This is a genomic window from Rhodococcus sp. 06-418-5 (genome assembly GCF_002258285.1).
GTDB lineage: Bacteria > Actinomycetota > Actinomycetes > Mycobacteriales > Mycobacteriaceae > Rhodococcoides.
Genome location: NZ_NOYE01000012.1, coordinates 657,617 through 683,051 on the forward strand (window position 1 = coordinate 657,617; position 25,435 = coordinate 683,051).

21 protein-coding genes and 1 tRNA gene are annotated in these 25,435 nt (G+C 66.7%); 8 read left to right on the forward strand and 14 right to left on the reverse strand.

What is annotated here, in order from left to right; all coding sequences use genetic code 11:
• Positions 1-12: 12 nt before the first annotated feature.
• The 3 genes from CH274_RS08770 to CH274_RS08780 form a co-directional block, all read right to left on the reverse strand.
• Positions 13-1,509 carry a glutamate-cysteine ligase family protein gene (locus CH274_RS08770; RefSeq protein WP_045195231.1) on the reverse strand — a complete coding sequence of 499 codons (1,497 nt, stop codon included), beginning with the start codon at positions 1,507-1,509 and terminating at the stop codon, positions 13-15.
• Between the two features lie 105 nt (positions 1,510-1,614).
• On the reverse strand, positions 1,615-3,075 hold the full coding sequence (locus CH274_RS08775; RefSeq protein ID WP_032398049.1) for an SDR family NAD(P)-dependent oxidoreductase: 1,461 nt from the start codon (positions 3,073-3,075) through the stop codon (positions 1,615-1,617).
• Between the two features lie 145 nt (positions 3,076-3,220).
• Positions 3,221-3,306 (reverse strand) — tRNA-Leu (locus CH274_RS08780).
• Between the two features lie 204 nt (positions 3,307-3,510).
• Here CH274_RS08780 and CH274_RS08785 point away from each other — a divergent pair.
• On the forward strand, positions 3,511-4,842 hold the full coding sequence (locus CH274_RS08785) for a M20/M25/M40 family metallo-hydrolase (RefSeq protein ID WP_094630096.1): 1,332 nt from the start codon (positions 3,511-3,513) through the stop codon (positions 4,840-4,842).
• 16 nt (positions 4,843-4,858) lie between these two features.
• Entirely contained in the window at positions 4,859-5,386 is a 528-nt protein-coding gene (locus tag CH274_RS08790) for a YbhB/YbcL family Raf kinase inhibitor-like protein (RefSeq protein WP_032398050.1), read from the forward strand.
• 44 nt (positions 5,387-5,430) lie between these two features.
• Here CH274_RS08790 and CH274_RS08795 read toward each other — a convergent pair whose 3' ends face one another.
• From CH274_RS08795 to CH274_RS08805, 3 genes are all read right to left on the reverse strand, one after another.
• Complete coding sequence (locus CH274_RS08795) at positions 5,431-6,501, reverse strand: quinone-dependent dihydroorotate dehydrogenase (protein WP_094648009.1); 1,071 nt, start codon at positions 6,499-6,501, stop codon at positions 5,431-5,433.
• Between the two features lie 94 nt (positions 6,502-6,595).
• Positions 6,596-6,817: a DUF5703 family protein gene (locus tag CH274_RS08800; protein WP_032377864.1), complete on the reverse strand. Its 222-nt coding sequence runs from the start codon at positions 6,815-6,817 to the stop codon at positions 6,596-6,598.
• 126 nt (positions 6,818-6,943) lie between these two features.
• Positions 6,944-7,969: a YncE family protein gene (locus CH274_RS08805; RefSeq protein ID WP_094657148.1), complete on the reverse strand. Its 1,026-nt coding sequence runs from the start codon at positions 7,967-7,969 to the stop codon at positions 6,944-6,946.
• A 161-nt stretch (positions 7,970-8,130) separates the two neighbouring features.
• Between CH274_RS08805 and CH274_RS08810 the strand changes: the two genes are divergently transcribed.
• Complete coding sequence (locus tag CH274_RS08810; RefSeq protein ID WP_052050357.1) at positions 8,131-8,496, forward strand: hypothetical protein; 366 nt, start codon at positions 8,131-8,133, stop codon at positions 8,494-8,496.
• On the opposite strand, the gene CH274_RS08815 is transcribed toward CH274_RS08810, so the two are convergent.
• From CH274_RS08815 to CH274_RS08830, 4 genes are read right to left on the reverse strand one after another with little or no spacing between them, the layout of a single operon-like run.
• Positions 8,471-9,313 carry a heme ABC transporter ATP-binding protein gene (locus CH274_RS08815; RefSeq protein WP_094657149.1) on the reverse strand — a complete coding sequence of 281 codons (843 nt, stop codon included), beginning with the start codon at positions 9,311-9,313 and terminating at the stop codon, positions 8,471-8,473. The genes CH274_RS08810 and CH274_RS08815 overlap by 26 nt on opposite strands.
• Positions 9,310-10,377 carry a FecCD family ABC transporter permease gene (locus CH274_RS08820; RefSeq protein WP_094657150.1) on the reverse strand — a complete coding sequence of 356 codons (1,068 nt, stop codon included), beginning with the start codon at positions 10,375-10,377 and terminating at the stop codon, positions 9,310-9,312. Before CH274_RS08820 ends, CH274_RS08815 begins: the two co-directional genes overlap by 4 nt.
• Positions 10,374-11,381, reverse strand: coding sequence for a heme/hemin ABC transporter substrate-binding protein (locus CH274_RS08825; protein WP_094657287.1), 1,008 nt, complete (start codon positions 11,379-11,381; stop codon positions 10,374-10,376). Before CH274_RS08825 ends, CH274_RS08820 begins: the two co-directional genes overlap by 4 nt.
• Positions 11,382-11,416: 35 nt before the next feature.
• Positions 11,417-12,349 carry an aldo/keto reductase gene (locus CH274_RS08830; RefSeq protein ID WP_032398054.1) on the reverse strand — a complete coding sequence of 311 codons (933 nt, stop codon included), beginning with the start codon at positions 12,347-12,349 and terminating at the stop codon, positions 11,417-11,419.
• A 211-nt stretch (positions 12,350-12,560) separates the two neighbouring features.
• Between CH274_RS08830 and CH274_RS08840 the strand changes: the two genes are divergently transcribed.
• From CH274_RS08840 to mshC, 5 genes are all read left to right on the forward strand, one after another.
• Positions 12,561-13,391, forward strand: coding sequence for an undecaprenyl-diphosphate phosphatase (locus CH274_RS08840; RefSeq protein ID WP_371828408.1), 831 nt, complete (start codon positions 12,561-12,563; stop codon positions 13,389-13,391).
• A 61-nt stretch (positions 13,392-13,452) separates the two neighbouring features.
• Positions 13,453-14,160: a histidine phosphatase family protein gene (locus CH274_RS08845; RefSeq protein ID WP_032398056.1), complete on the forward strand. Its 708-nt coding sequence runs from the start codon at positions 13,453-13,455 to the stop codon at positions 14,158-14,160.
• A 135-nt stretch (positions 14,161-14,295) separates the two neighbouring features.
• The gene (locus tag CH274_RS08850) at positions 14,296-14,886 is read left to right on the forward strand and encodes a DUF3090 domain-containing protein (protein ID WP_032398057.1); all 591 of its coding nucleotides are present in this window, start codon (positions 14,296-14,298) and stop codon (positions 14,884-14,886) included.
• A gap of 35 nt (positions 14,887-14,921) precedes the next feature.
• Positions 14,922-15,695: an SCO1664 family protein gene (locus CH274_RS08855; RefSeq protein ID WP_179272770.1), complete on the forward strand. Its 774-nt coding sequence runs from the start codon at positions 14,922-14,924 to the stop codon at positions 15,693-15,695.
• 24 nt (positions 15,696-15,719) lie between these two features.
• A complete protein-coding gene (gene mshC / locus CH274_RS08860) occupies positions 15,720-16,961 on the forward strand; it encodes a cysteine--1-D-myo-inosityl 2-amino-2-deoxy-alpha-D-glucopyranoside ligase (RefSeq protein WP_094657151.1) in 1,242 nt (413 codons plus the stop codon).
• 12 nt (positions 16,962-16,973) lie between these two features.
• Here the strand turns inward: mshC and CH274_RS08865 are convergent, their stop codons facing one another.
• The 4 genes from CH274_RS08865 to CH274_RS08880 are packed head-to-tail and all read right to left on the reverse strand — an operon-like array spanning position 16,974 to position 25,314.
• Complete coding sequence (locus CH274_RS08865) at positions 16,974-18,212, reverse strand: DUF2399 domain-containing protein (protein ID WP_256993504.1); 1,239 nt, start codon at positions 18,210-18,212, stop codon at positions 16,974-16,976.
• The gene (locus CH274_RS08870; protein WP_094657153.1) at positions 18,202-22,386 is read right to left on the reverse strand and encodes a TIGR02680 family protein; all 4,185 of its coding nucleotides are present in this window, start codon (positions 22,384-22,386) and stop codon (positions 18,202-18,204) included. Before CH274_RS08870 ends, CH274_RS08865 begins: the two co-directional genes overlap by 11 nt.
• A gap of 4 nt (positions 22,387-22,390) precedes the next feature.
• The gene (locus CH274_RS08875; protein WP_094657154.1) at positions 22,391-23,842 is read right to left on the reverse strand and encodes a TIGR02678 family protein; all 1,452 of its coding nucleotides are present in this window, start codon (positions 23,840-23,842) and stop codon (positions 22,391-22,393) included.
• Complete coding sequence (locus CH274_RS08880) at positions 23,839-25,314, reverse strand: TIGR02677 family protein (RefSeq protein ID WP_306436600.1); 1,476 nt, start codon at positions 25,312-25,314, stop codon at positions 23,839-23,841. Before CH274_RS08880 ends, CH274_RS08875 begins: the two co-directional genes overlap by 4 nt.
• Positions 25,315-25,435: the final 121 nt, after the last annotated feature.

A 25,435-nucleotide genomic window follows, 5' to 3' on the forward strand; every position in this document is an offset into this window, starting at 1 on the left:
GTCGACGCGCCGTCAGTTCGTCCAGGTGTGCACGGGTTCTCCGGCGTTCATGAGGGTGACGTAATCGCCGAGCATTCCGGCGAGGGCGCGATCGCGCTTCTCACCGGCGCGTTCACGGGCGACGACGGCGTTGCGCTGCCACACCGAGCCGGACTGCTTGGCCAGGCACCGCGCTTCGATCACCCCGAGATAGCGGTCGCGGACCGGCGCGTCGACGCCGTACGCGGCCAGTCCGGCGTCGGCCAGTGGCAGCAGCCGGCGCAACACCAGTTCCTGCGGACTCACCCAGCCCACCTCGGGCCAGTAGAGCATCGAATCGAACCCGCCGCGGGCGGCGGAGTGCACGTTCTCCTCGGCCGCGTCGAACGACATCTGGGACCACAGCGGGCGGTCTGCATCGGCCAGTGCGCGGACGGTTCCGTAGTAGAACGCCGCGTCGGCGAGGGTGTCCACCACCGACGGTCCGGCCGGGAGGACTCGATTCTCGAGCCGAATGTGGTGGCCGTCGCCGGACCGGTCGTAGATCGGTCGGTTCCACCGGTAGACGGTTCCGTTGTGCATGCGCAGTTCGGACAGTGACGGTGTCTTGCCCTCGGCCAGCGCAGCTTTGGGGTCCTCTTCGCTGCAGACGGGAAGCAACGCAGGGAAGTAGCGCGAATTCTCCTCGAACAGATCGAAGATCGAGGTGATCCACCGTTCGCCGAACCACACCCGTGGTCGGACTCCCTGATTCTTGAGCTCCTGCGGCCTGGTGTCGGTGGCCTGCTCGAACAACGGGATACGAGTCTCGTGCCACAGCGCGCGACCGGCGAAGAACGGCGAGTTGGCGGCGAGCGCCACCTGTACGCCCGAAAGAGCTTGCGCTGCATTCCAATACGATGCGAACTCGTCCGGAGCCACCTGCAGGTGGAGCTGAACCGACGTGCAGGCTGCCTCGGGCAGGATCGTGTCGGTCACGATGTCGAGGTCCTCGGCGGCAGCGGCACCGGGCAGCCGCACTCCACCGATCTTCAGTTCGATGTCTTCACCGCGCGCGGCGAAGATCTGTTGATTGAGCAGGTCGTAGCGCGGATTCGCCGAGAGCCACCGGTGCTCGAAGTGTTCCTCGTCCAGAGTCGGGAGCATGCCGATCATGGCCAGACGGCTACCGGAGGTGCGGGCGCGTTCGTCCGCCGCATTCAGCGATCTGCGCAGGTCCGTCTCCAACTCGGCGATGGAGGCACCGCGCAGTGGCCGAGGGTCGACGTTGATCTCGATGTTGAACTGTCCGAGCTCGGTTTGATAGTCGGGGTCGGCGATGGCGTCGAGCACGGCGGCGTTGGCCATCGACGGCTCCATGTCGTCGTCGACGAGATTGAGCTCGATCTCCATGCCGATCTGCGGTTCACCGACGTGGAAGGTCTCGTCGGCCAACATGACCGCCAGGGCATCGAGACAGTCCTGGACCTTCTGGCGGAACTCGTGCCGATCCTGCCTGGTGAACTTACGGCGCTCGACGTCCTCGCCCATGGTGACCGCCTATCGGTGCGTGAAGATGGGCCGTTCGCTCACGCGCAACGACTTCGAGTTACGAGTATCGCAGTACGCGTTCGCCGAGGGGGACGCACGCGAAAATCACCAGGGAGAGGGCTGATAATCCTTGAGGAACGAGCCGTACAGGTCGTTTCCGAGCTCTCCCTGCACGATCGGGTCGTACACCCGCGCGGCCCCGTCCACCAGGTCGAGTGGAGCATGGAAACCCTCGTCGGCGAGCCGCATCTTGGTGGGGTGCGGCCGTTCGTCTGTGATCCAGCCGGTGTCGACGGCGGTCATCAGGATTCCGCTGTCGAGCATCTCCTTCGCGCTGGTGCGCGTCAGCATGTTCAGCGCGGCCTTGGCCATGTTGGTGTGGGGATGGCCCGGCCCCTTGTATGCGCGGCCGAACTGGCCCTCCATGGCAGAGACGTTGACGACGTACTTTCGTCGAGCGTCGGAGGCCTCCATCGCGGTGCGGAGCCGCGAGACCAGGATGAAGGGTGCGACGGAATTGCAGAGCTGCACCTCGAGCAGTTCCACCGGGTCGACCTGCTCGACGGTGTGGATCCAGCTGTTGGTCTCGGCGAGATCGGGTACCAGACCCCCGGCGTCGATGGCGAGCCCGCTCTCGATCCTCTCGGCCGTGACCGAGCCGGCGACCATGGCGAGGGAGGCCACGTCGTCCGCGCTCAGGGCAGCAGTCGATCGGCCGCCGATCGCCGTGGCGGGCAACGAACTCGCCAGTGACGCGGGGTGCGCATCGCTGGTCTTGCCGAACGTGATTCGCTGCGGTCCTGCCCCCTCGGTCAGGGCGGCGGGCAATGGTTCGGCTTCCGCATCGGCCAGTGCACTGTAGGAACCGGGGGAGCGTTTGACGGTCTGTGCGGCGTTGTTGATCAGGATGTCCAGAGGCCCCTCGGCGGCGACGGAGTCGGCAAGTGCCACCACCTGAGCCGGATCGCGAAGATCGATACCGACGACGCGCAGACGATGCAGCCACTGATCGCTGTCGTCCATCGCTGCGAAGCGACGTACGGCATCGTTGGGGAAGCGAGTGGTGATCGTGGTGTGTGCACCGTCGCGGAGCAGTCGAAGAGCGATGTACATGCCGATCTTCGCTCGCCCGCCGGTCAGCAACGCCCGACGTCCGGACAGGTCGGTTCGAGCGTTGCGCTTGCCGCGATTGAGCGTCGCGCACTCCGGGCACAGCTGGTGATAGAACGAGTCGACGTGGGTGTAGCGCTGCTTGCAGATGTAGCAGGGGCGGGCCTTGATCAGCGTGCCCGCGATGTCTCCCTCGGCGCGGGAGGTGAGGGAGAGGCCTGCTGTCTCGTCGTCGATCCGGTCCGGGGATCCTGTTGCGGTGGCGGCGACGACGGCGCGGTCGGCCGCGTTGACAGCGTTGCGTGCCGCGACGCGTCGAGCACGCTTGAGGTCCTTGAACATGGCACCGGAGGCGCGCTGGACAGCGATCGAATCGGGATGGTTCTTGTCCAGCTCGGCGGCCTGCTTCAGCACGCGCAGGCACGTCTCGAGATCGGTCGGGTCGATCGCGTTCATCGTCGGTCTCCTAGCATCGGCCCCTTCGAGCCGAACGAAGCGAGTGCAGAACGAAAAAGACCCCGATTCCGAAGAATCAGGGTCCGTTTCGTCTGTCTCAACTCAGATCTGTGAAAATTTCTGTCTGGCTACATCTTTCAGACGGTGTCCGAGGGGGGACTTGAACCCCCACGTCCGTTAATAGGACACTAGCACCTCAAGCTAGCGCGTCTGCCATTCCGCCACTCGGACAAGTGCGACCGCTGCCGCATTTTCTTTTGTTGCTTTCACAGCCGGCCGCTGTGTGCTGCGTAAGATTATCCGACGGGTTCCCGATAACCCAAATCCCCACGTCAGTTCGTCCTCGAGGCCGTTTCTCATGGTGCCCGGAGCGGATTCTGGTGGTAGGAACGACGTGTGCCCAACGATGTGAGCAATCCCGGAAACCCAACCGATATCGACGCCACCGTTGCCCTCGACGAAGTCGTGGATCTCGTCAGTTCCCTCATCCGGTTCGACACCTCGAACACGGGGGAGCTCGACACCACGGTCGGCGAGAAGGAATGTGCCGAGTGGGTGGCGAGCAAACTCGAGGAAGTGGGCTACGAGACGGAGTACGTCGAGTCCGGTGCCCCCGGTCGAGGAAACGTGTTCGCCTGGCTGCGCGGATCGGACTCCTCTCGCGGCGCGCTGCTGCTCCACGGACACCTGGACGTCGTGCCGGCCGAGCCCGCCGACTGGAGCGTGCATCCGTTCTCCGGGGCCGTCGAGGACGGGTACGTGTGGGGCCGGGGCGCGGTGGACATGAAGGACATGGTCGGCATGGCCCTGGCGCTGGCCCGACAGTTCAAGTCCAACGGAACCGTCCCACCCCGCGACATCCTGTTCGCGTTCCTGGCGGACGAGGAGGCAGGTGGCAAGTACGGATCGCACTGGTTGGTCGACAACCGACCGGACCTGTTCGAGGGCGTCACCGAGGCAGTCGGCGAGGTCGGCGGTTTCTCCCTGACCGTCCCCCGCCCGGACGGCACCGAGAAGCGGCTCTACATGGTCGAGACGGCGGAGAAGAGCCTGGCGTGGATGCGGCTGACGGCGAAGGCGCGAGCCGGGCACGGATCGTTTCTGCACGACGACAACGCCGTGACGTACCTGGCCGAAGCAGTGGCGAAACTGGGCAATCACACGTTCCCGCTGGTGCTGACCGAGTCGGTCTCGCAGTTTCTGCAGGCGGTCTCGGAGGAATCCGGTCTCGATTTCGACCCGACGTCACCGGACATCGACGGCACCCTGCTCAAGCTCGGCAGCATCGCCCGCATCGTCGGAGCGACGCTGCGCGACACCGCGAACCCGACGATGCTCTCGGCCGGCTACAAGGCCAACGTGATTCCGCAGACGGCGACGGCAGTGGTGGACTGCCGAGTGTTGCCGGGCCGGCAGGCGGCCTTCGAGAAGGAGGTCGACGAGTTGATCGGCCCCAACGTCGAACGCGAGTGGATCACGAAACTGGAACCGTACGAGACCACTTTCGACGGTGATCTCGTCGATGCGATGAACGACGCAGTGTTGGCACACGACCCGAACGGTCGAACCGTTCCCTACATGCTCTCCGGTGGAACCGACGCAAAAGCATTCGCGCGCATCGGTATTCGCTGTTTCGGCTTCGCTCCGCTGAAGTTGCCGCCGGAATTGGATTTCGCGGCGTTGTTTCACGGCATCGACGAACGAGTACCCGTGGAATCGTTGGAGTTCGGTACACAGGTACTCGAACACTTCTTGCTGCACAGCTGATACGAAAGGAACCATCGTGGCGTACAACCCATACGACTCGCTTCCGGACCTACCGTCCTTCGAGTTGACGTCCGAGGACGTCGAGGACGGCAAGACACTGGCCGCTCAGCAGGTCAGTGGAATCATGGGAGCCGGTGGGCACGACAACTCCCCGCAGCTGTCCTGGTCCGGATTCCCCGAGGGCACCAAGAGCTTCGCTGTCACCGTCTACGATCCCGACGCGCCGACGGCATCCGGCTTCTGGCACTGGGCAGTGGCGAACATCCCCGTCGAGACGACATCGCTGGTGTCCGGCGCGGGCGACGACGGCGGGACCGGGGTGCCCAGCACCGCGGTGACGCTCAAGAACGATGCGGGCCTGTTCCGCTACATCGGTGCTGCACCGCCGGCAGGCCACGGCCCGCACCGCTACTTCATCGTGGTTCACGCGGTGGACGTGGAACGGCTCGAAGTGGACGAGACGGCCACCCCGGCCTACCTCGGTTTCAATCTGTTCTCGCACGCCATCGGTCGTGCGGTCCTCACCGGCATCTACGAGGCCTGAGCTCGGTCGTCGGGTGCCGGATTTATGTTCCGGCACCCGGCGGTTCAGGGCTTGTTCGCCGAGCCCACCGCATCGGCGATCGTGGCGAATCCGTGTTGCTCGAGCCGAGCGGCCAGTCCGCGGTGAATGTTCTCGATCCACAGCGGGCCGCCGTAGACGAACCCGGTGTAGCCCTGCACCAGCGACGCGCCCGCGGTGATGCGTTCCCATGCCTGCGCCTCGGTCTCGATTCCGCCGACGGAGATCAGCGCCAGATGCGTACCCACTCGGCGGTACAGGCGTCGCAGTACCTCGAGCGAGCGGTCGGCCAACGGAGCACCGGACAGGCCGCCGGCTCCCATTCCGGCAACCAGTTCTGCGTCGGTGCGCAGACCGGCGCGGGAGATCGTCGTGTTGGTGGCCACGATCCCGTCGAGACCGAGTTCGACGGCCAGATCGGCCACGGCGTCGATGTCCTCGTCGGACAGGTCGGGGGCGATCTTGACCAGTACCGGGACCGTCACCACCGACTGCACCGCCACCAGGATCGGTCGCAGCGATTCCACGGCCTGCAGGTCACGCAGTCCAGGGGTGTTGGGGGAGCTGACGTTGACGACGACGAAGTCCGCCAACGGGCCCAGAAGTTGGGCGCTGGCCGTGTAGTCCGCGGCGGCACCGTCCGGCTCGACGATCTTGGTCTTGCCGATGTTGGCGCCGATCGGGATACCGGTGCGCCTGGCACGGACGCGCTGGGCCGCGTGCTCGGCACCGTGGTTGTTGAAGCCCATCCGGTTGACGATGGCCCGGTCGAGAGGCAACCGGAACAGTCTCGGAGTCGGATTGCCCGGCTGGCTCTGCGCAGTCACGGTGCCGATCTCGGCGAAACCGAATCCGATCGGCCCCCACGCATCGATTCCGTCGGCATTCTTGTCGAAACCGGCCGCGAGACCGAGCGGAGCCGGGAAGTCGACGCCGAACACCGTCGAGCGAAGTCGTGGATCGTCGACCACGAACATCTTCTCGGCCAGAAAACGGAGCGGAGGCACCGCGGCGACAGCGCGAAGCACACCGAACGCCAGATGGTGAATCCTCTCCGGTGGCACGAGGAACATCAGGCGCAACAGGACGCGGTACAGGCGGTCTCCCACGGTCTTCTCTCCGGTCGATCTGGCAGGGCAGAACTCGTGCTGTGATTCAGCGATCGTGCGGTCGAACAGTACTGCGAGGCGCTCAGATTCCGGGCTCGGGGATGTGATGCGCGGTCTTCTTGCGTTTGAGCAGCACACGCCTGCTGCCGTCGGTGTAGAGGCGAACCCGCGACAGTTCCCAGCCGCCGAACTCCGCCTGAATCGCCAGACGCATCGAGGCCGTCACACGGGTCACGTCCGGTGGCAACCGCAACGGCACGTACTCCCAGTCGTCGGACGGCGACACTTCCCATCCGACGGGCATCTTCGCGCGGCCAGGTGCCGAACTCTCGTGTGCGTTCACATGCCTCCTCCGTCCTTATCGGTCGTTCCTGCAGGCTCCACTCCTGCCCTATCGGTCGTTCCTGCAGGCTCCACTCCTGCTTCGAGCTCAGCGACCCGCAGCGGGGATACGCTGCAGCCCGTCACCGGTTGCCGATCCCACGTACAAGTCGCCCGTGTCGGCGTCGACGGCAACCGAATTCGGCTGCCGCACAGTGGCCAACCTCGTGACCTCGACCGGAATTCCGGTGTCGAGTGTGTACCCGACCACCTCGTTGGACGCGGGAAGCGTCACCCATGCGACACCGGACTGCTCATCGTAGGCGATCGCCCACGGCTGCGACCCGACCGGAAACCGTTGCCGCATCAGCAGGTCGTGCGAGGTGAAGACGAGCAACTCGGTACCGGTCGAATCGGTGACCAGAAGGCGGCCGAACTCGTCGCTCGTCATCTCCGCGGCACCTTCGCCTGCGCGCAAGGCCACTCCGAGGGTGCCGTCGTCCAGATTCAGGTCGGTCACCGACGTCTGGCGACGATCGAGGACCGAGACACCGTTCGGTGTACTGGCCAGAGCATCGGCTGAGGTCACGCTGCCGCCGGAGATCGTGGTGGTGACCTGACCGTTCGGATCGAGCACGCGCACCGCGCCGGTGTCGTCGCCGACGGCCGTCGTGCCGTCGGGCAGGTCTGCTGCGGACAGCGCGTCGGCGTCGACCGTCAGGTCGGTGCGCTGTCCGTCCGCGACGGCGATCCTCGCGACGGCGCCGTCCATCGGGACGAGCACTGTCGAGTCCCGTCCGGCGACGAGTTCTGCTGCCGTCGAGCCCAGGTCGACCACGCGGGTCTCGGCTGCGGCTCCGTCGCGGACGAGGGTCACCGTCGTCGATGCGTCGGTCAGCGCCACCAGGGTTCGCGTGACGGGGTCGAAACTGAGTGCGTCCACGGGCGCGAACGCGCCGACGGTACCGGCGGGGGTCACGGTCGGTTCGGGGGACTCCGCCGGCGGTAGGGGCTCGACGGAGATGTCGTCGGCGTTCTCGTCGTCGCTGGAGCACCCGCCGACCGACAGGACTGTGACGACGGCGAGCGCGGACGCGACTGCCGCCCGAATCGAACGGGTCGACGGTGTTCGCATGAGGCCGAACCTACTTCCTCGAGAAGATGCTGCCGGTGGAGGCGCTGCCACATCTGTACCAGCGTGCGGCGATCTCGGCGAAATCCACCACGGCGGATTTGGTTGCCGACCGGTCGCGGCGGAGGACGCGGTAGCGTGATCGTCCGAGGTCTGTGCACGACATGGGAGTGGACGTGGGAACCGAGGAAACACACTTCGTCGTCGAGGAAGTGAACGCGGGAACGCATCCGAACGGCTTCGGGCGCACCGACGACGGCCGGGCGTTCGCGTTTCGGGTGCACAGGAGCACCCTGTACGTGGAGATATACCGCGCCGATGTGCAATCCCCGGTACCGGACCGGTCCGAGGTCGAAGCGGTGGCCGAGCATTCGGTCACCGAAGTCGATCTGACGGACGAGCGCAGCATCGTCGGAGTGGTGCGTGATGCGGTCGCCCACGCGCAGCAGCTGTCCGATGCGTCACAGCGCGACACCACGGCAGTGCGGTCCTTCTTCAACCGGGTCAATTCCGTGTTGGAGGGTTTCTGACACGGTGGGGAACCACCAGCTGTTCGCCGGTGTCGGGATGATCGAACACGTCGACGGGGTGTCGATAGACCCGGGCCAGCGTTGCGGCGGTGAGCACCTCCCGCGGCGGACCGGTTGCGATCAGTTCACCCGAGTCCAGGATCGCGACGCGATCGGCGTAGGCCGCCGCGAGGCCCAGATCGTGCAGCACGACGACCACGGCGCGGCCTGCGGCGGCGAGTGAACGCACCACGGCCATCACCGACTCCTGATGTCCCAGGTCGAGTGCTGCGGTGGGCTCGTCCAGCATGATCGTCGCCGTGTCCTGGGCGATGACGCGGGCCAGTGCGACCCGGGCCTGCTCGCCGCCGGAGAGCGATGCGAACGGTCGATGCGAGAAAGCCGTCACGTCGCACGCAGTCATGGCCGCTTCGATGCGGTCGTCGTCGTGGCGTGCCGCCGAGGTACCGGCCCAGGGGGCTCGGCCCATCCGGACGATCTGGCCGGCCGTGAACGCGAATCCGACGCTGTGCTGCTGAGGCAGCACAGCGCGTCGCCTCGCCACGTCCACCGAGCGGATACGGGACAGCGGTTCGTCGCCCAGCAGCACCGATCCGGCGCTGGGCTCGGTGTCTCCCGCCAGGACCGACAGCAGCGTCGATTTGCCTGCGCCGTTGGGTCCCACCAGCGCCAGTATCTCGCCGGCCACCACGTCGAGGTGGACCCCGGACAACACCGTCGCGTCCCCACGTCGTGCGGAGACTCCGCGGGCGACCAGGGCGCTCGAACCCGGTTCAGGGATGACCGGGATGTCGCGGCGTGCTGTGCGTCCCATCATGCCCAACCGCCCTGGCGAGCCCGGGTACGGCGAAGCAGCCAGAAGAAGAACGGGGCACCCGCCAGCGACGTCACCATGCCGAGTGGCAGGTCGACGTTCGCGACGAGAGTCCGCGTCACGAGGTCTGCAGCAAGAAGCACGACCGCCCCGGCGAGGGCGCTGGCCGGAATGAGGAGTCGATGCGCGGGGCCGAGCACCATCCGCATGGCATGCGGAACCACCAGACCCACGAACAGGATGATTCCGGTGAAAGCCACCCCGGACGCAACGAGCAGGGCGACGACGACGATCGCGAACTGTCTGAGTCGTTCGACGTTCACGCCCAGATGGCGTGCCACGTTCTCACCGAGCGCAAGCAGGTCGAGTCGGCGGGCGATCGCCAGGGAGGCTCCGATTCCGAGCAGCGCGAGCGGGCCGACCACCGCCACCGACTGCCAGGTTGCGCCCGCGAGCGACCCCAGTTGCCAGAACACGATCCGATCGCGGGCGGCGGGACTGGCGACGAAGGTGAAGAACGCGATGACACCGCCGGCGAAGGCGTTGACTGCAACGCCGGTGAGGATGAGCGTCACCACTTCGGTGCGGCCTGCGTTGCGAGCGAGAAAGTACACGGCGATCGTGGTGACGAGCCCGCCGACGAAGGCGGCGAACGCCACGCTCCACACTCCCGCGAAGCTGCCGCCGAGCACGATGACCGAGCTGGCCCCGACAGCAGCGCCCGAGGAGACCCCGACCACACCCGGCTCGGCCAGTGGATTGGCGAACACCCCCTGGAGCAGCGCACCCGCGCAGCCCAGACACGCGCCGACGAGAATTGCCAGCGTCAGCCGTGGGAATCGGACCTGCCACAGCGTCACCTCGCCGCTGGGATGTGCAGGCATCGGGCCGATCTCGAGTCCCACCCGATGCGCGAGGCTGCCCAACACTTCCAGCGGAGTCGTCGGCACCTGCCCCACAACGGCCGAGATCAACGCCAGGCCGACCAGCGCCACAACCAGGGCTCCGAAGGTGGCAAGAACCCGTCCTCGGCCCGTGGCTCGTTCGGCGGGTGTGCGGTCGGTCATGACGCCGGGTCGTACACGGCCTTCGACAGTGCGACCAACACCTTTCCGGTGTTCGGGCCGAAACTGAGGATGGTCCCGTCGTCCATGTCCACCACCCGGCGTTCTCGGCCTGCGGGGGTCTGGGCAGTTCCGGGGATCTGCTCCAGACCCTCGATTCCACCGATCGATTCCAGGCCCTTGGTCATCATCAGAATCACGTCGGGTGCTGCGGCGATCAGGGCTTCGCTGGTGATCGGCACGAATTGCTCGGTCAGACCCGATTCGACACCGGCGTCCCTGGCTCCGAGAGCCTCGATCAGTGCATCCGCTCCCGAGCCGGGCCCGGCGAGCATCGTGATCGCAGGCCCACGCATGTACAGAAACGCGATCTTCGGTGGTTCGGTGGACTCGGGTGGCTCGTTCGCCGCTGCCGAAATCTCGGCGTTCGTTCGTTCGGCGAGGGCAGCCCCGGCGTCGGGCACACCGAGGGCGGCCGCCACGGCCTCGATCTGGGTGGCGACGCCTGCCAGAGTGCGGGTGGGATCGAAGTACACGACGGGAATGCCGGCGGCTCGGATCTGATCCTGCACGGCGCGTGGACCGATGCTGGTATCGGTCAGGACGACGGTCGGCGACAGCGCCAGAATCCCCTCGGCACTCAGAGAATGGCCGGTCGGGGTGACATCGGGCACGTTCTCGGCCGCGGGAAATGCGGCCGAGGTGTCGCGCCCGACGAGGTTGTCACCGAGTCCGAGCGCGAAGACGGTCTCGGCCAGCGTGCCGTACTGGTCGGCAGCGACGATGCGGCTGTTGTCGGTGACCGTGACGGCGACGCCGTCGAATCCGGTCACGGTGACGGGCAGTACCTCGGCCGGATCGTCGGCGATGGGTTCCGGATTCGGATCGTCGACGACGGCGGTGCGGGGGCCGATCGAGTCCGCGGGTCCTGCGGCGGGGGTGTTCGCCGAGCAGCCGACCAGGAGTCCGGCGACGAGGAGCACGGCGGCGAGACGGTTGACGGTCACCACCGAAGGTTAGCCTGTCCGATGTTCGTGGGTGATCAGGCGCTGACGTCATCCAGGGCCGACGCGATCGCGGGCGGCAGCTCGAGTTCCTCGGCCATCAATGCGCCCATCAACTGAGCCAGATCGCGAGCCCCCACGATCGCGCTGCTCACACCCGGCCTGTCCCGAGCCCACGCGAGCGCGACGACCAGGGGAGAGGTCGCCAGCCCGTCGGCGGCGGTGACGGCGGCGTCGACGATGCTGACGGCAGAGTCGGTCAGGTACGTCAGCACGGACTCTGCGTGCACCTCGTCGGCACCGCGTGAGTCCGCCGGTATTCCGCTGCGGTACTTGCCTGTCAGCACGCCGCCCGCGAGGGGAATCGCGGCGAGGACACCGATGCCGTGGTGGTCTGCGGCGGGGATCAATTCGTCCTCGATCCCGCGGGCCAGCAGCGAGTACTCCGCCTGTGTGGCCACGATCCGTCCGGTCCCTGCTGCTCCTGCCGCCGTCGCCAGTTGCCACCCGAGGTAGCCACGGGCTCCGGTGTAGCGGACCCGTCCACTGGTGACGGCGTAGTCGAGTGTGGCGGCGACCTCGTCGACCGGAGTCATCGGGTCCCAGGTGGCCACCTGCCACAGATCGAGGTAGTCGGTTCCCAGTTCGCGCAGCGTGGCGTCGAGTTGGCCGAGCAGTCCGCGCCGCGAGCAGTCCACGTGATAGCGGCCGTAGCGCGAACTGAGACCCGCTGCGCTGCTGATCACCAATTCGTGCCGCGGGACCACGTCGTCGAGCAACTCGGCCAGCACTCGTTGCGCGCGTCCGTCCCCGTACGCCGGAGACGTGTCGACGAGCGTGCCGCCGGCCTCGGCGAACGCCGACAACTGCGCCGCGGCGTCGTCACCGTCGGTTCCGCTACCCCATCCGAGGGTGCCGAGGCCGAGTCTGGAGACTCGAAGTCCGCTGGTGCCGACCGATCTCTGCTTCATATGTGCCGAATGTCCTTTTACGTGTGATCGTCGGTGTCGAACTGCACTGCCGCCAGTGCACAGTAGTGCGCCGCGCCGCCCGGTGCGTACGTGCCGCGCCGGGTACGGTCGTGCCCGTGAATCGCGAACTCAGGGGGCGGGCCGGCGGCCGCGCATCGACAGTGATCAGTCCATCGACACCGATCTCGGAGGGTGACGCCGCATGATCGACATGACGTGGCTGCAGGCGATCGTCCTCGGTGCGGTGCAGGGCCTGACCGAATTCCTGCCGATCTCCTCGTCCGGGCACCTGCGCATCGTGTCCAGTGTGTTCTGGAACGAGGACGCAGGTGCCTCCTTCACCGCGGTGACCCAGCTGGGCACCGAAGCCGCTGTGCTGCTGTTCTTCTGGCGAGACATCGTCAGGATCGTGAAAGCGTGGTTCGTCGGTCTGACGAAGAAGGACGAACGCGGACTCGACTACCGCATGGGGTGGTACGTGATCATCGCCACCATTCCCATCGGCGTTCTCGGACTGCTGTTCAAGGACCAGATCCGAACCGGTGCCCGAAACCTGTACCTCATCGCGTTCATGTTGATCGCGTTCGCCGTCGTCATCGCGGTCGCCGAGAAGGTCGGCCGGAAGGAACGCCCGATCGAGAAGTTGACCACCCGGGACGGCATCGTCATGGGTCTGGCGCAGTGTCTCGCTCTGATCCCGGGTGTGTCCCGTTCCGGGGCGACGACCAGCGCCGGCCTGTTTCTCGGACTCGAACGCGAGGCAGCGGTGCGATTCTCGTTCCTGCTCGCCATTCCGGCGGTCACGGCCTCCGGTCTCTTCTCGCTGCCCGACGCCTTCGAGCCGGTGGGCTCGGGACTGGCCGCGTCGGGTCCGCAGCTGCTGGTGGCCACGATCATCGCCTTTGCCCTCGGCTACGCCTCGATCGCCTGGCTGCTCAAGTTCGTCGCGAACCACTCGCTGTACTGGTTCGTCGGGTACCGCATCGTGCTGGGTGTCGTGGTGCTCGGTCTGTTGGCCGGCGGGGTCGTGTCCGCCACCTAGTCGTTCGGCACAGTGGCCTCCGGAGCGGAGTCGGAAGACCCCGGTCGTTAGGCTCGGTGCAATGACAGTCATCTTGCTTCGGCACGGCCGCTCGACGTCGAACACCGCAGGCACGCTCGCGGGTCGGAGCGCGGGAGTCGAGCTCGACGATCGTGGTCGTGAACAGGCGCAGGCGGTCGCGGACCGTCTCGGCGACCTGCCGGTCGCGGAGATCGTTCGTTCGCCGCTGCTGCGGTGCGAGCAGACCGTCGAGCCGTTGGCTGCCAGGCTCGGGCTCACGCCGCTGGTCGAGGACCGGTTGGTCGAGGTCGACTACGGGCAGTGGACCGGTCGAACGATCAAGGAATTGCTGGCCGAGCCGCTGTGGAAGGTGGTGCAGCAGCATCCGTCGGCCGCGGTGTTTCCCGAGGGTGAAGGACTGGCCACGGTGCAGCAACGGGCCGTGCAGGCCGTGCGCGAACACGACGCCCGGCTGGCCGCCCATCACGGCCGTGACGTGTTGTGGGTGGCGTGCTCGCACGGGGACGTCATCAAGTCGGTGCTGTCGGACGCGATGGGTGCCCACCTCGATTCGTTCCAGCGCATCGTCGCCGATCCGGCATCGATCAGTGTCGTTCGCTACACCTCGACGCGACCCTTCGTACTGCGGACCAACGACACCGGGTCCGACCTGAGCGTGTTCGTACCCAAAGCCGAGGAGCCCAGCACGCCGGAAGCGGGCAACGCGGACTCTTCGGACGCGGTCGTCGGTGGTGGGGCAGGCACCTAGAGCTCCGATTCGGCGCTGACACCCCGATCGGTGGCAGGCTGGAGGGCAAGCAATACCGTCCACGGTCGATCCGTGGCCGATAATGAAAGTTCCGCGAATCGCTTCGCGGAGCTGTTCGAGTCGTTAGGAGGTGCAATGCCGCGCGCCATACACGTTTTTCGCACCCCTGATCGTTTCGTTGCCGGGACCGTTGGTGAACCGGGCGACCGAACGTTCTTCCTGCAAGCGGTGCACGACGCCCGCGTGGTGTCGGTTGCGCTGGAGAAGCAGCAGGTCCAGGTACTGGCCGACCGGATGGGGCTTCTCCTCGAAGAGGTGCACCGTCGTTTCGGGGCAGAGGTACCGGCCGAGGAGGCCGATACGGTCGACACGAGTCCGCTGCTGACTCCGATCGACACCGAGTTCCGTGTCGGCACGATGGGGCTCGGCTGGGACGCCGATGCCAACGCCGTCGTGGTGGAGCTGTTGGCCGTCAGCGAGGTCGAGGTGGACGAATCGGTCGTTCTCGACGACACCGACGAGGGCCCCGATGCCGTTCGGGTGTTCCTCACCCCGGTACAGGCCCGCGAATTCGCGGTGCGGTCCGAACGCGTCATCGCGGCGGGCCGTGCTCCGTGCCCGTTGTGCGGACAGCCGTTGGCTCCCGAGGGACACGTCTGCATCAGAACCAACGGTTACCGACGCGGCGCGACGTTCGGTCCGGTGACCGAGGTCGACGAGTCTTGACCGTCGAACTGCCGCCGTTCGAGGGCCGCGAAACCATGGAGACCGGCGACCTGACCGTCGTCGGTCGGGTGGTGTCGGCCAGCAACGCCACGCTGGTGTGCGAGGCGGGCGAGGGCGAGAAGGCCGTCCGGTGCGTGTACAAACCGGTTCGCGGGGAAGTCCCGCTGTGGGATTTTCCGGACGGCACTCTTGCGGGCCGGGAAGTGGCGTCGTACGAAATCTCCGAGGCCCTCGGTTGGGGCGTCATCCCGCCGACGGTGCTGCGCGACGGCCCGTTCGGTCCCGGCATGGTGCAGAAGTGGATCGACACGCCCGACGATCACGCCGAGGGACGCGTCGACCTGGTCGATATCTGCCGTCCCGATCTCGTACCTGCGGGCTGGATTCCGGTACTGCAGGCGTACGACGGCGAGGGCGAGGAGATCGCGCTCATCCACGCCGACGATCCACGGCTGCAGCGGATGGCGGTGCTCGACGTGATCCTCAACAACGCCGATCGCAAGGGCGGGCACGCGCTCGAAGGTCTCGACGGCTACGTGTACGGGGTCGATCACGGCATCTGCCTGCACGCCGAGAACAAGTTGCGCACGGTGCTGTGGGGCTGGGCGGGCCAGGCGGTGGACGATGCGTTGATGACCGACGTGGTGCGATTCGTCGAGACGTTCGACACGGTCACCGCTCCTCGATTGGTCGACAAGATCACCCTGACCGAAACGGTCGCGGTTCTCGACCGGGCGCAGGAGTTGATCGCCCGCCCGATCATGCCGGAACCTCGCTCGAGCAGACCCATACCCTGGCCCGCCTTCTGATCGGGCTCGGATAGGCTCGACCGCATGCATTCTTGGTCGAGCCCGGAGATCCCGACAATTCCCGGACAGGGTCCAGCGCTTCGATTGTTCGACACCGCCGACCGCCAGGTCCGTCCCGTCACCCCCGGTTCGACGGCTCGGATGTACGTCTGCGGAATAACCCCGTACGACGCCACCCACCTCGGGCACGCGGCGACGTACCTGACGTTCGACCTGATCAACCGGCTGTGGCGAGATGCGGGCACGGACGTGCACTACGTGCAGAACGTCACCGATGTCGACGATCCACTGTTCGAGCGCGCCGACCGCGACGGCGAGGACTGGCGCGATCTGGGAGCTCGTGAGATCGAACTCTTCCGCGCCGACATGGAAGCGCTCCGGGTGCTCCCTCCGCGCGACTACATCGGTGCTGTCGAGTCCGTCGACGAGGTCGTCGAACTGGTGGAGAAGCTGGTCGCGTCCGGTGCGGCGTATGTCGTCGACGACGCCCAATACCCTGATGTGTACTTCCGTGCCGATGCCACCGAGCAGTTCGGCTACGAGTCCGGTTACGACCGAGCCACGATGGATACGTTCTTCGCCGAACGCGGGGGCGACCCCGATCGGGTCGGTAAGCGGGATCCACTCGATGCGTTGCTCTGGCGCGCAGTACGGCCGGGCGAGCCGTCGTGGCCGTCGCCGTGGGGTCCGGGGCGGCCCGGGTGGCACATCGAATGCGCAGCCATCGCGCTCAACCGCATCGGTACCGGCTTCGACATTCAGGGCGGCGGAAGCGATCTGATCTTCCCGCACCACGAGTTCTCGGCCGCGCACGCCGAGGCGGCGACCGGTGATCCGCGCTTCGCCCGGCACTACGTGCACACCGGGATGATCGGGCTCGACGGCGAGAAGATGTCCAAGAGCCGCGGCAATCTGGTGTTCGTCTCCAAGCTCCGCGCCGAGCACGTCGACCCCGCAGCTGTCCGACTCGGTCTGCTCGCCGGGCACTACCGCCAGGATCGACCGTGGTCCGACGAGGTTCTCGAACGCGCTCACACTCGGCTCGCACTGTGGCGTCGGGCCGCGGCGCTCGACAGCGCTGCATCGGCCGACGACGTGATCAACCGGTTGCGGCAGCACCTGGCCGACGATCTGGACACCCCCAAGGCTCTCGATGCGCTCGACGCGTGGGCGAGTTTCGCAGTCGAACGCGGCGGATCGGATGCGGGCGCGCCCGGTGCCTTCGCCGATGCGGTCGATGCGCTGCTCGGGGTTGCGCTGCGCTGATCTCGTCCCGAACTAGGTCGCAGATCCCAGCCGCAGATCCGTCAGCAGATCCGGGATCAGTCGATCCTCCGTGACTGCTCGGCCCGAGTCGCGGAGGGCGGCAGCGAGTTCCGGATCCCACGGACTGTCCGTTCGATGGCCCTTCAGCGGTTCGGAATTGCGTGCATCGAGTGCGCGTCGGTAGGAATCGACGTCCATCCGCCATGGCACCGCGTCGTATCGGGAGATGGCTCGGGTCACCATCTGCACTCCGGCCCAGTCGAAGTCGGCTCGCCACCGAATCGTGGTGCCGGGCGCTCGGGAGGCCAGCAGCCGGTGCACCGCTGCGGAGGGTTGACCGTCGGTGCAGACCAGGCTCGCGCAGTTCGAGCCGAGGGTGCGGGCTGCGGCGGCGAGCACCGCCACGTTCTCGCAGACGAACACTGTGGACGAGCTGTTGGTGAGCGGGCCGCGCGAGAGCATGTCCACGGTGACGGGGAAGGGGATGCCCTCGTCCGCTGCGTCGTTCAGCCAACGAGCCACCGTGTGGGCCTCGTCGACGCGGTAGCCGAGCACCAGCACCCGGCTGGACACCGAGTCGGCCGACACGCCCGCGGTCTCCCACAATGCCCTGATGCCCACCGGATCGACGGGCCGAGGCACGTTCTCGCGCAACGACAGAGCGTCGAGGACGAGCTTCGGGGCGCCGCCGCCCGAGAGCGCCTTCGTATCACCGCAGGCCAGGTCCGCGAGTTCGGTCAGCGACATCCCGTCGACCGGAAGCAGCGCCAGGACCTGTGTCGCCACCGCGAGCGCGTCGACGGCGACGCGGCCCCCGAGAGTGCCGTCCTGATTGAGCAAGGAGGCGATCCAGTACTCGACCCACTCGCGATCGGTCCCGCCACCGAGCACCTCCCTGGCCCGATCGAGTGCCTCGGCACGTACCCGAGCCTTGTCGGCTGCGATCTGCTTCTTGTCCTGCAACGGAGCCTGCCGCGAGAGGGTGTCGATCAGTCCGAGGCCACCGTTGAGCGGATGGCTCAGCCACGCGTCGAACCGCTCGAGGTCGAGTCTGGCGCTGCGCGCCCGAGAATGCAGACTGGAGTTGGACCGAGAGATCGCGCTGCACAGACGCCACAGTTCCGGGGCCTCGCTCAGGTCGACGGTGATGTTGCCACCGACGCGAAGCCAGTTGGACTCCAACTTCTTTCGTGCCGCATCGAGCAGTGCAGCCAATTCGGCGCTGCCTCGCCATCCGCTGTTACCGGTCAAACTCCAGCCCACCTTCGGTTCGGGTCGGCACACGGCGTGTCAGCGGTGACCCGAGTGCGGCCGCGAGGTCGGTGCCGTCGTGCTCGGCGAACAGTTCGCCGTTCTCCCACACCAGAAGAGCCGCGCTGACGGTGTTCTCGGCTGCCGAATGCGCCAGATCGTAGTGTGCGCAGCCGGGGACGTCACCGTAGGTGATCCACAGGTCGTATCCGGTCATGAACAGATCGAGATCGAATTGCACACTCAGGCCGAGCAACTCGCTGCGGCCGTTGTCGTCGACTCCGGCGAAGGCCTCGTCCAGCGCCAGCAGCCGAGGTGAATGTGGATCGGCGGACGAGAGCATCACGTGCGCAGCGGCAAACAGGGGCAAATGCAGCGACACCGACTGCTCACCGCCCGAGAGCGCACTGTGGCGTGCGACGGTGAGACGATCCTCGTTGCCGTCACCGCTGATGAGGGTGAAGGCGAACACGCGCCAGCGGCGATAGTCCAGTGTCGTCGAGAGGATCTCGGGGTAGGACCGTTCCGGATGCGCCGCGCGAGCGATCCTGATCTCCGACGCGAAGTGCGCGCGCATCGCGGCCAGATCGTCCTGGTTCAACGCCGAGGCGTCGCGGTCGAGCAGTTTGGACACCGCCCTGGCACCGTCGTCGAGGTTGTCCGCGAGCACCCAGTGCACACCGATCGTGTTGCCCGAGGACATGCGGCGCTGCTTCATCTCGGCGGACATCTGCGCGATCAGCTCGCGTGCGTCGACGGTGCGCTCGTGAATCTGCTGCGCCAGGCCGGTCAGCAACGCGTCTTCGAGAATTCGGCGCTCCTGCTCGGTCAGCAACAACTCCTGATCGGCTCTCGCCGCACCGATTCGGTCGGCGAAATCTCCGACCGACGAGTAGCCCTGCTCGTCCTGAACACGGACGACGGTCAAACCGTCCGGCGCATCCCACTGCAGTCGATAGTCCTGACCCGACGCAGCGAGTTGCGAGTCGAACTCCTGGAGCGCACTCGTCAGGGCTGTCCGGGTCGACTTTCGGCTCGAGTCACTGACCTTCACCGACGCCGTCGCTGCGTCGAGCGCCGAATGCAGAGCGCGCACGACGGGCGGAAGCACCGGAACCTCGTCGTCGGGACCCTCGGCCTGCTGCACTCGATACAGAATCTGCTCCACGCTCAACCACGCCGAGTCGCTCGCCGGCCAGGTGTACGCCTCGTGGACGCCGAGAATGCCGAGAAGGTCCTTGCGAGCGTAGGGCGCGAGCCGCACGGCGTCACCCAGGGTTTCGGTGACGGCACCGCGCAGGCTTTCCAGTGCTGTGTTGCAGGCCCCCTCGGCCTTGCCGATCGCTTCGCCTGCTTCCTTGTCCGCTTTGCGTGCGGCCCGCTGCTCGGCGCGGCACTTCTCGATGCGTTCGCGTGCGTTCTCGAGATCGGTGTCGATCTGTTCGGCGGTGGCACCGAGCTTCTCGCTGAGGAGCTCGAGGCGTTGCACCTGCTGTCGGTAGTTCTCGTCGGCGATCGCGGCTTCCTCGGCGAGCTCCTCGGCCAGGCCACTCGCTTCTTCGAGTCGGTTGGTTGCTTCGCGGGCGCGTTCTGCTTCGCGCGTGTGATCGCCGCGCTTGCGGATCACCACCGAGCCCTGGTGCTCGAAATGCCTGATCGCCGCGGCGAGGGCATCGATGTCTCGACCGATGTGTGGGGTGCGGTGAGCCACGGCGACGGTACGCAGCTGCTTCTCCTTCGCGGACAGGTCTGCGATCGCCTGGTCGAACTCTCGGTCCGCTGCTGCCGAACTCTGCGTCGACGTGCGCAGCGCCCCTGCGGCGGCGGTGACGGCGCGTTGCGCTTTCACGATGGCCGAGACACGAGGCAGTTGCTTGGCCGCCGCGGCCAGTGCCTGTACCGATTCGCGGGCAGTTCGCTCGTCGGCCGCCGCGGCCTCCAGTGCGGCTGTCGCGGCATCGATCGCGGCACCGAGTTCGGTGATCCGTTGCTCTCGGCGCCGTGCACGGGCCGTCGCGCCGATGTACTCGGCATCGGTCTTGATGTGTCGGCCCTGCTGCACCCCCTGCCGGTACCGACCGTCGACGCTCATCGAGACGGCACCACCCGAGTCGGCACCTCGATCCTGCTGCAGTGCAACCGAATTCAGAACGTCCAGGATCCGCGATTCAGATACGGCGGTGCCGGGCTCGGGTTCGAGGACGGACGCCAGCGTGGTTCCGGTCGGCCTCGAGGCCTCCGGCAGCGGCGACAGATACTGCTCCGAGCTCGAGTCGACGGGGAAGTCCGCGATCGGGTGGATCCAGCCGTCGAGCAGATTCGCCGCCTGCAGTGCGGATTCGATCCCTGCCGCATCGGCGGGGGAGACCGAGTCGGCAAACCGAACCAGCTGCCACAGAGGCGCACCGGCGAGGTCGGCGCGAGAGTCGGTTCGTGCCGCGAACGGCGGCGGCGCGTCGTCGTGTTCGGCCCGCACCAGAGACAGTTCGTCACGCAGCGAGTTCAGCTCGGCCGTGCGGGTCGACACATCCACGTGCGCCTGGGCCTGGCGGGCACGAAGGGTGTCGACCGCGTCTGCGGTCTGGTCGGCCAGCACCGATTCCAGGCTCGGGGCATCGTCGTCGCCGATGCCCGCCAACGCGGCATCGAGGGCCTCGAACGCTGCGGAGGTGATACCCGCCGAGGAGTACAGCGCCGAATTGTTCGACCACCAGGCCCGCAGACCCGACGCGAACTGCGCCTTCTCCAGGTCGACGGTCGCCTCGGCCTCGGCGACCGCAGCCGACGCCGCCTCGAGCATCTCGCGAGCCTTCGATGCGGCCTTCTCCGCACGGGCGCGCTCGGTCGACGCCTTCTCGACGGTTCCCAGCGCCTCGCGAACCGCCCGCACGTCGCCGTCGCGTTCCTCGGCATGGCCGCGCAGAGCAGTGCCGATCTGATCGCTGCGGGCTGTTCCGGGCAGTGGTGTCCAGGCGATGCCCGCGTCCTCGGCGGCGGTCTGCAGTTCCTCTTCGGCACGGGTAACCGCGGCGACGGAGTCCCGGAGTGCGGCATCGGCACGCGCCGCCTCGGTGGTGCGCTGTTCCAGTTCGGCGTGCGTCTTGCGGGCGCGGTCGGCCTGCTGGGCGGTCGAGATCTCCAGCTTCGCGGCGGATTCGGCCAGGTCGTCCAGTTGCTGCTTGCCCTCGTATGCGCTCGAGCGCTGCAGAGTCTCGCGGTCCGCAACGGCCTGATCCAGTGCGCGTTCGGCCTCGTCGAATCGGGTTTCCGCAGCCGCCCGTTCCAGCAGGCGCCGGTCCTTCAGGGCGGCAGCGGCGAAGTGTGCGGTGGTCGCGTGAGTCACCGCCTCCAGCCGGCGCGAGACCTGCTCGACATCCGATCGAGTCTGCACCCGAAGGTATTTGGAGTACACCGAAACGAAGTTCCTGGCGGCGTGATCGGCCTGCGCCAATCCTTCGAGCGCCCGGCCCACCTCCTCCATGTCACTGAAGGAGCGAGCAGCCTCGAGTACCAGCTGCTCGTCCAACGGTCGCAGTCCGTCGGTCAACGCCTGCGAGAGTCCCTTGGGGTCGAGGTTCTTCGCCAATTGCGGGCGGCGAAGCGTCAGAATGAGATTGATCAGCTGGTCGTATCGCTGCGCGCCCAGCCCGAACATGCGGGCATCGATCGCGGCGCGATAGTCCACCGGGCGATCGGTCAAGGCGTCGGTGCCCAGCTGCTCACCGAGCTGCTTCTTCGTCAACGGTCGGTCGTCGGAACCCAACAACGAGAAGTCCACGCCCACTCGGCCGTCGGCCACGAAGTACCAGCGGGTCACCTTGTCGTTGTGGCGGCTCGCCCGCATTCCGATTCCGACCGTCACCGATTCGGGATCCTCACGAGATCCGCGGCCGAACTCCATCCACACGTACGAATGCGCGCTTTCCTGCCCCCGGTAGAGCAGGTTGGACTTCATCGTCCGCTCCTCTCCCGCAAAGGGATTGAGTCGGCGTGGTTCGATGCGGCCGTCCAGGACGAAGGGAAACAGCACTTCGAGTGCCTTGGTCTTGCCGGATCCGTTGGGGCCGCGCAGTACCAGGCGACCGTCGGCGAACGAGAACTCCTGATCGCGGTAGTCCCACAGGTTGACGATCCCTGCTCGTGTCGGCCGAAAGCGTGTCGAGTGTGCGGTCATCTACTCAGGCCTCTACTTCGGACGATTCGTTACTGACGGACTGTGCGGTTCTGGGTGCTTCTGCGGTGCCGGTGGTTCGTGCGGTGCCGAACAGTGAGTCCTGTGGAGTTCGATCACGCACGCTGACCATCACGTCGCGGTAGCGCGCGATCACCGGCAGCACCAGTACGCCGCCGGAAACGCTGTGTATGAGGCGAAGTCGGTGCAGCAGCGCGATCGCCCGCACTCGCAGTCCATCCCGATCGGTCTGCCACTGAGCTGCGAAGGTGCGGCCGAAGCGTTCGACGAGATCGTCGACGACCGTTGTCAGCCAACTGTCCTCGATCAACGGATACAGCCTTTTCTCGTCCGCATCTTCCAATGCCGTTGCATCGGAACCGAACCCGAATTCGGCGAGATCGCCGAAGATCCCGCCGTCGGGTATGGCGCCGTCCAGCTGCTCGATCAGGGCGTCGCCGTCGGGTAGGGGGTGGGTTGCCAGCGCGGGTGCATCCGGATCGATCACTCGGTCCGAGATCTCGCCCGCAATCAGCAGTGCGACCTGGGCAATGGTTCCGGTGCTGGGGAACCGGTAGTCCGACAGTCGTCCCGAGGTGTCGATGAGGGCGACTCCCTCGGCGCGACGCTCGGCAACGAGGCCGGTCAGCAACTCGACGTCCGCAACGGTGCGCGACGCGGCCAGGGCGGCTCGGCCGTTCCGGTCGAGATCGTCGTGATAGACGACCGGTTGCTCGACCAACGCTCGGCGGACCGCGCGCAGCGTTTCCTTCGGATCTGCCTCACGCCCGGAGTCGGCCTGTCCCGGGTCCGAATCCTCGGGATCGATCGGGGAGTCCGAGCCGGCCAGTAGACCGCGAATCGATCGCAGGTGCTGCACGGCGCGGGGCGGCCGGAACATGGCGACGACGACGGGACGGTCGATGTCGTAGAGGGCCTCGCCTGCGGACGGGTTGTTCGCCCAGCCGGTCGCATCACCGTCGGCCAACGCGATGGCTCCGCGCGTGGCGAGCCACCCGATCGCGTCGACGAACGCGTCTCGGTCGCTTGCTCGGTCGGTCGTCAGCTCTACTCCGTCTACTTGACTTGCTTCTGCCGCAACATGATCGGCCAGCTCGGAGAGGGTGATCTGGTTGCCCGCCCGGCCGAGGGCCGCCAGTGCCAGTGCCAGATACGCGTATCTGCGGCGATCGAAGATTCGGTCGGTGGACGTTCGCGCGGGCTGGCTGTCGTCGAGCCGATCGATCACCGGGTACAGACGTGCCGTGGTCTCGGTGACCTCGAGGCGATATCCGAACAGTTCGAGCAGGTCCTCGCGCAGTTCGGTCGCCCATCGACGCAGCAGAGGCAGCGCAATCCTGTCGGGATACGTCGTGGTCACCAGGTGGTTCGACAGCGCGACTCGGGCGGCCCGCTGGTAGGAATCCAGTGCGAGGGTGGAGATCTCACGAGCTCTCATCGGCGTGCCACCTCGCTGACCTCGAGCGCGAGGCGGTCCAGATGCAATCGGCCTCTGCTGGTCTGCACGATCGTCGAACGGTCGCTGTCGCTGAGCGTCAGGCGCACGCCGCTGTCCGATCCGGACGAGTCGGAGGTTCGACCGCTCACGCGCACCCGCGCGGTCAACGCAGCGTTGAGCAGGCTCAACAGCACCTCGGTTTCCTGCTCGTTCAGAATTCGGTCGTGGATTCCGGTCGACACAAGCGACTGCGCTGCGGCACTTCGTGATCGCTGCGATTCGAGCTGCTGCTCCCTGAGCCGTCTGATACCGCCGTCGTTGCGCTGTACCCGACCCGGAACACCGGGCGTAGGGGTGCGCCCGGTCTCGGCCAGGGTGCGCGAAATCTCGACCGGCGGTGCCTCCCACCACGATCGGGACGTGGAGATGATGTCGGCGTCGGGATGCACCATCGACAGGTGCCTGGGCCTGCCGAGACCGAACACGGCATGGAACAGGGCGTGCGCGCTGTCCTCGGTAGGCGTGGCAGCGAACCAGCCGGCCAGATGCCGCAGTTGGCTTTCCCTGCTCACACCACCCCTGCGGGTTTCGGTGACGCGGCGCAGCAGCGACAGCACGGCGGCAATCGCGCTCATCGTGCCCTCGCGGAGTCGCTCGGACTCGCTGAGTTCGGACTCGGCCGAGACGAACCAGTGCGACAGGCCCGCCCAGCGATCGGTCCAGTCGGCGCGGCGTTCGGCGACGGTGAGGAAGACTCGTTCGTCGCTGATCGCGGCTCGCTCGACCAGTTCCTCGATCCCGGTGCTCTCGACGAGTGCGATCGCCTCGGCGAGCTTCGGTGCGTAGCGGGTCAGATCGGAGCTGAATTCACGCATGTGCGTCAGCAGGGCGTCCTTGTGGACCAGAAACGACTCCGGCGTGATCTCCGTGGTGCGCACGAGGTCACCGAGGACTAGATAGAAGTGGGCGGCGCGGGTCGCCATCTCCGACAGCGTCGAATCGAGTCGGCTGAGCTTGCGGTAGATGCGATCGCCGTCGGCCTGACGGTTCGCCTCGGCCAGCTCGTGCATGTCGGCCAGCAGCTCGGGCAGCACCAGCCGCGACAGCGCGGCGTCGTCCAGGCGGGCTCCGAGCACGTCCTCGACCGCGCGGTAGGCCTTGTAGCCGGCTTGGCCGAACTGGTAGACGAAGTGACGGTTGCGGTACTCGGCGAGTGTCGCGGCGCGGGTGCCGTCGTAGCTGCGTTCGAGCAGACCCCAGGCGTGGAGCTGATCGAGCAGGGGTGCGATGTCGAGGGTGGTCAGTGCGTCGTGCCGACCCGGGCTGCGTGCGATGAGGTCGGCCACGTCTCCTGAGTGCAGCAGGACGACGTAGTTGGCTCGTGCGGTGTCGAATGCCCGGAGAACGGCCAGGTACTCGGATCGCTTCTCGGCAACGGCGAAGGAGAACAGACCGAGACGATCTTCCTCCACGAACGCGTTCGCGACTCCCCGCCGCGCGTCCTCACCTGAATCGCTCACTGGAACAGGGTAGGGGGTAGGAGTGGAGCCTGCGAAACGACCAGGGGGGGTAGGAGTGGAGCCTGCGAAACGA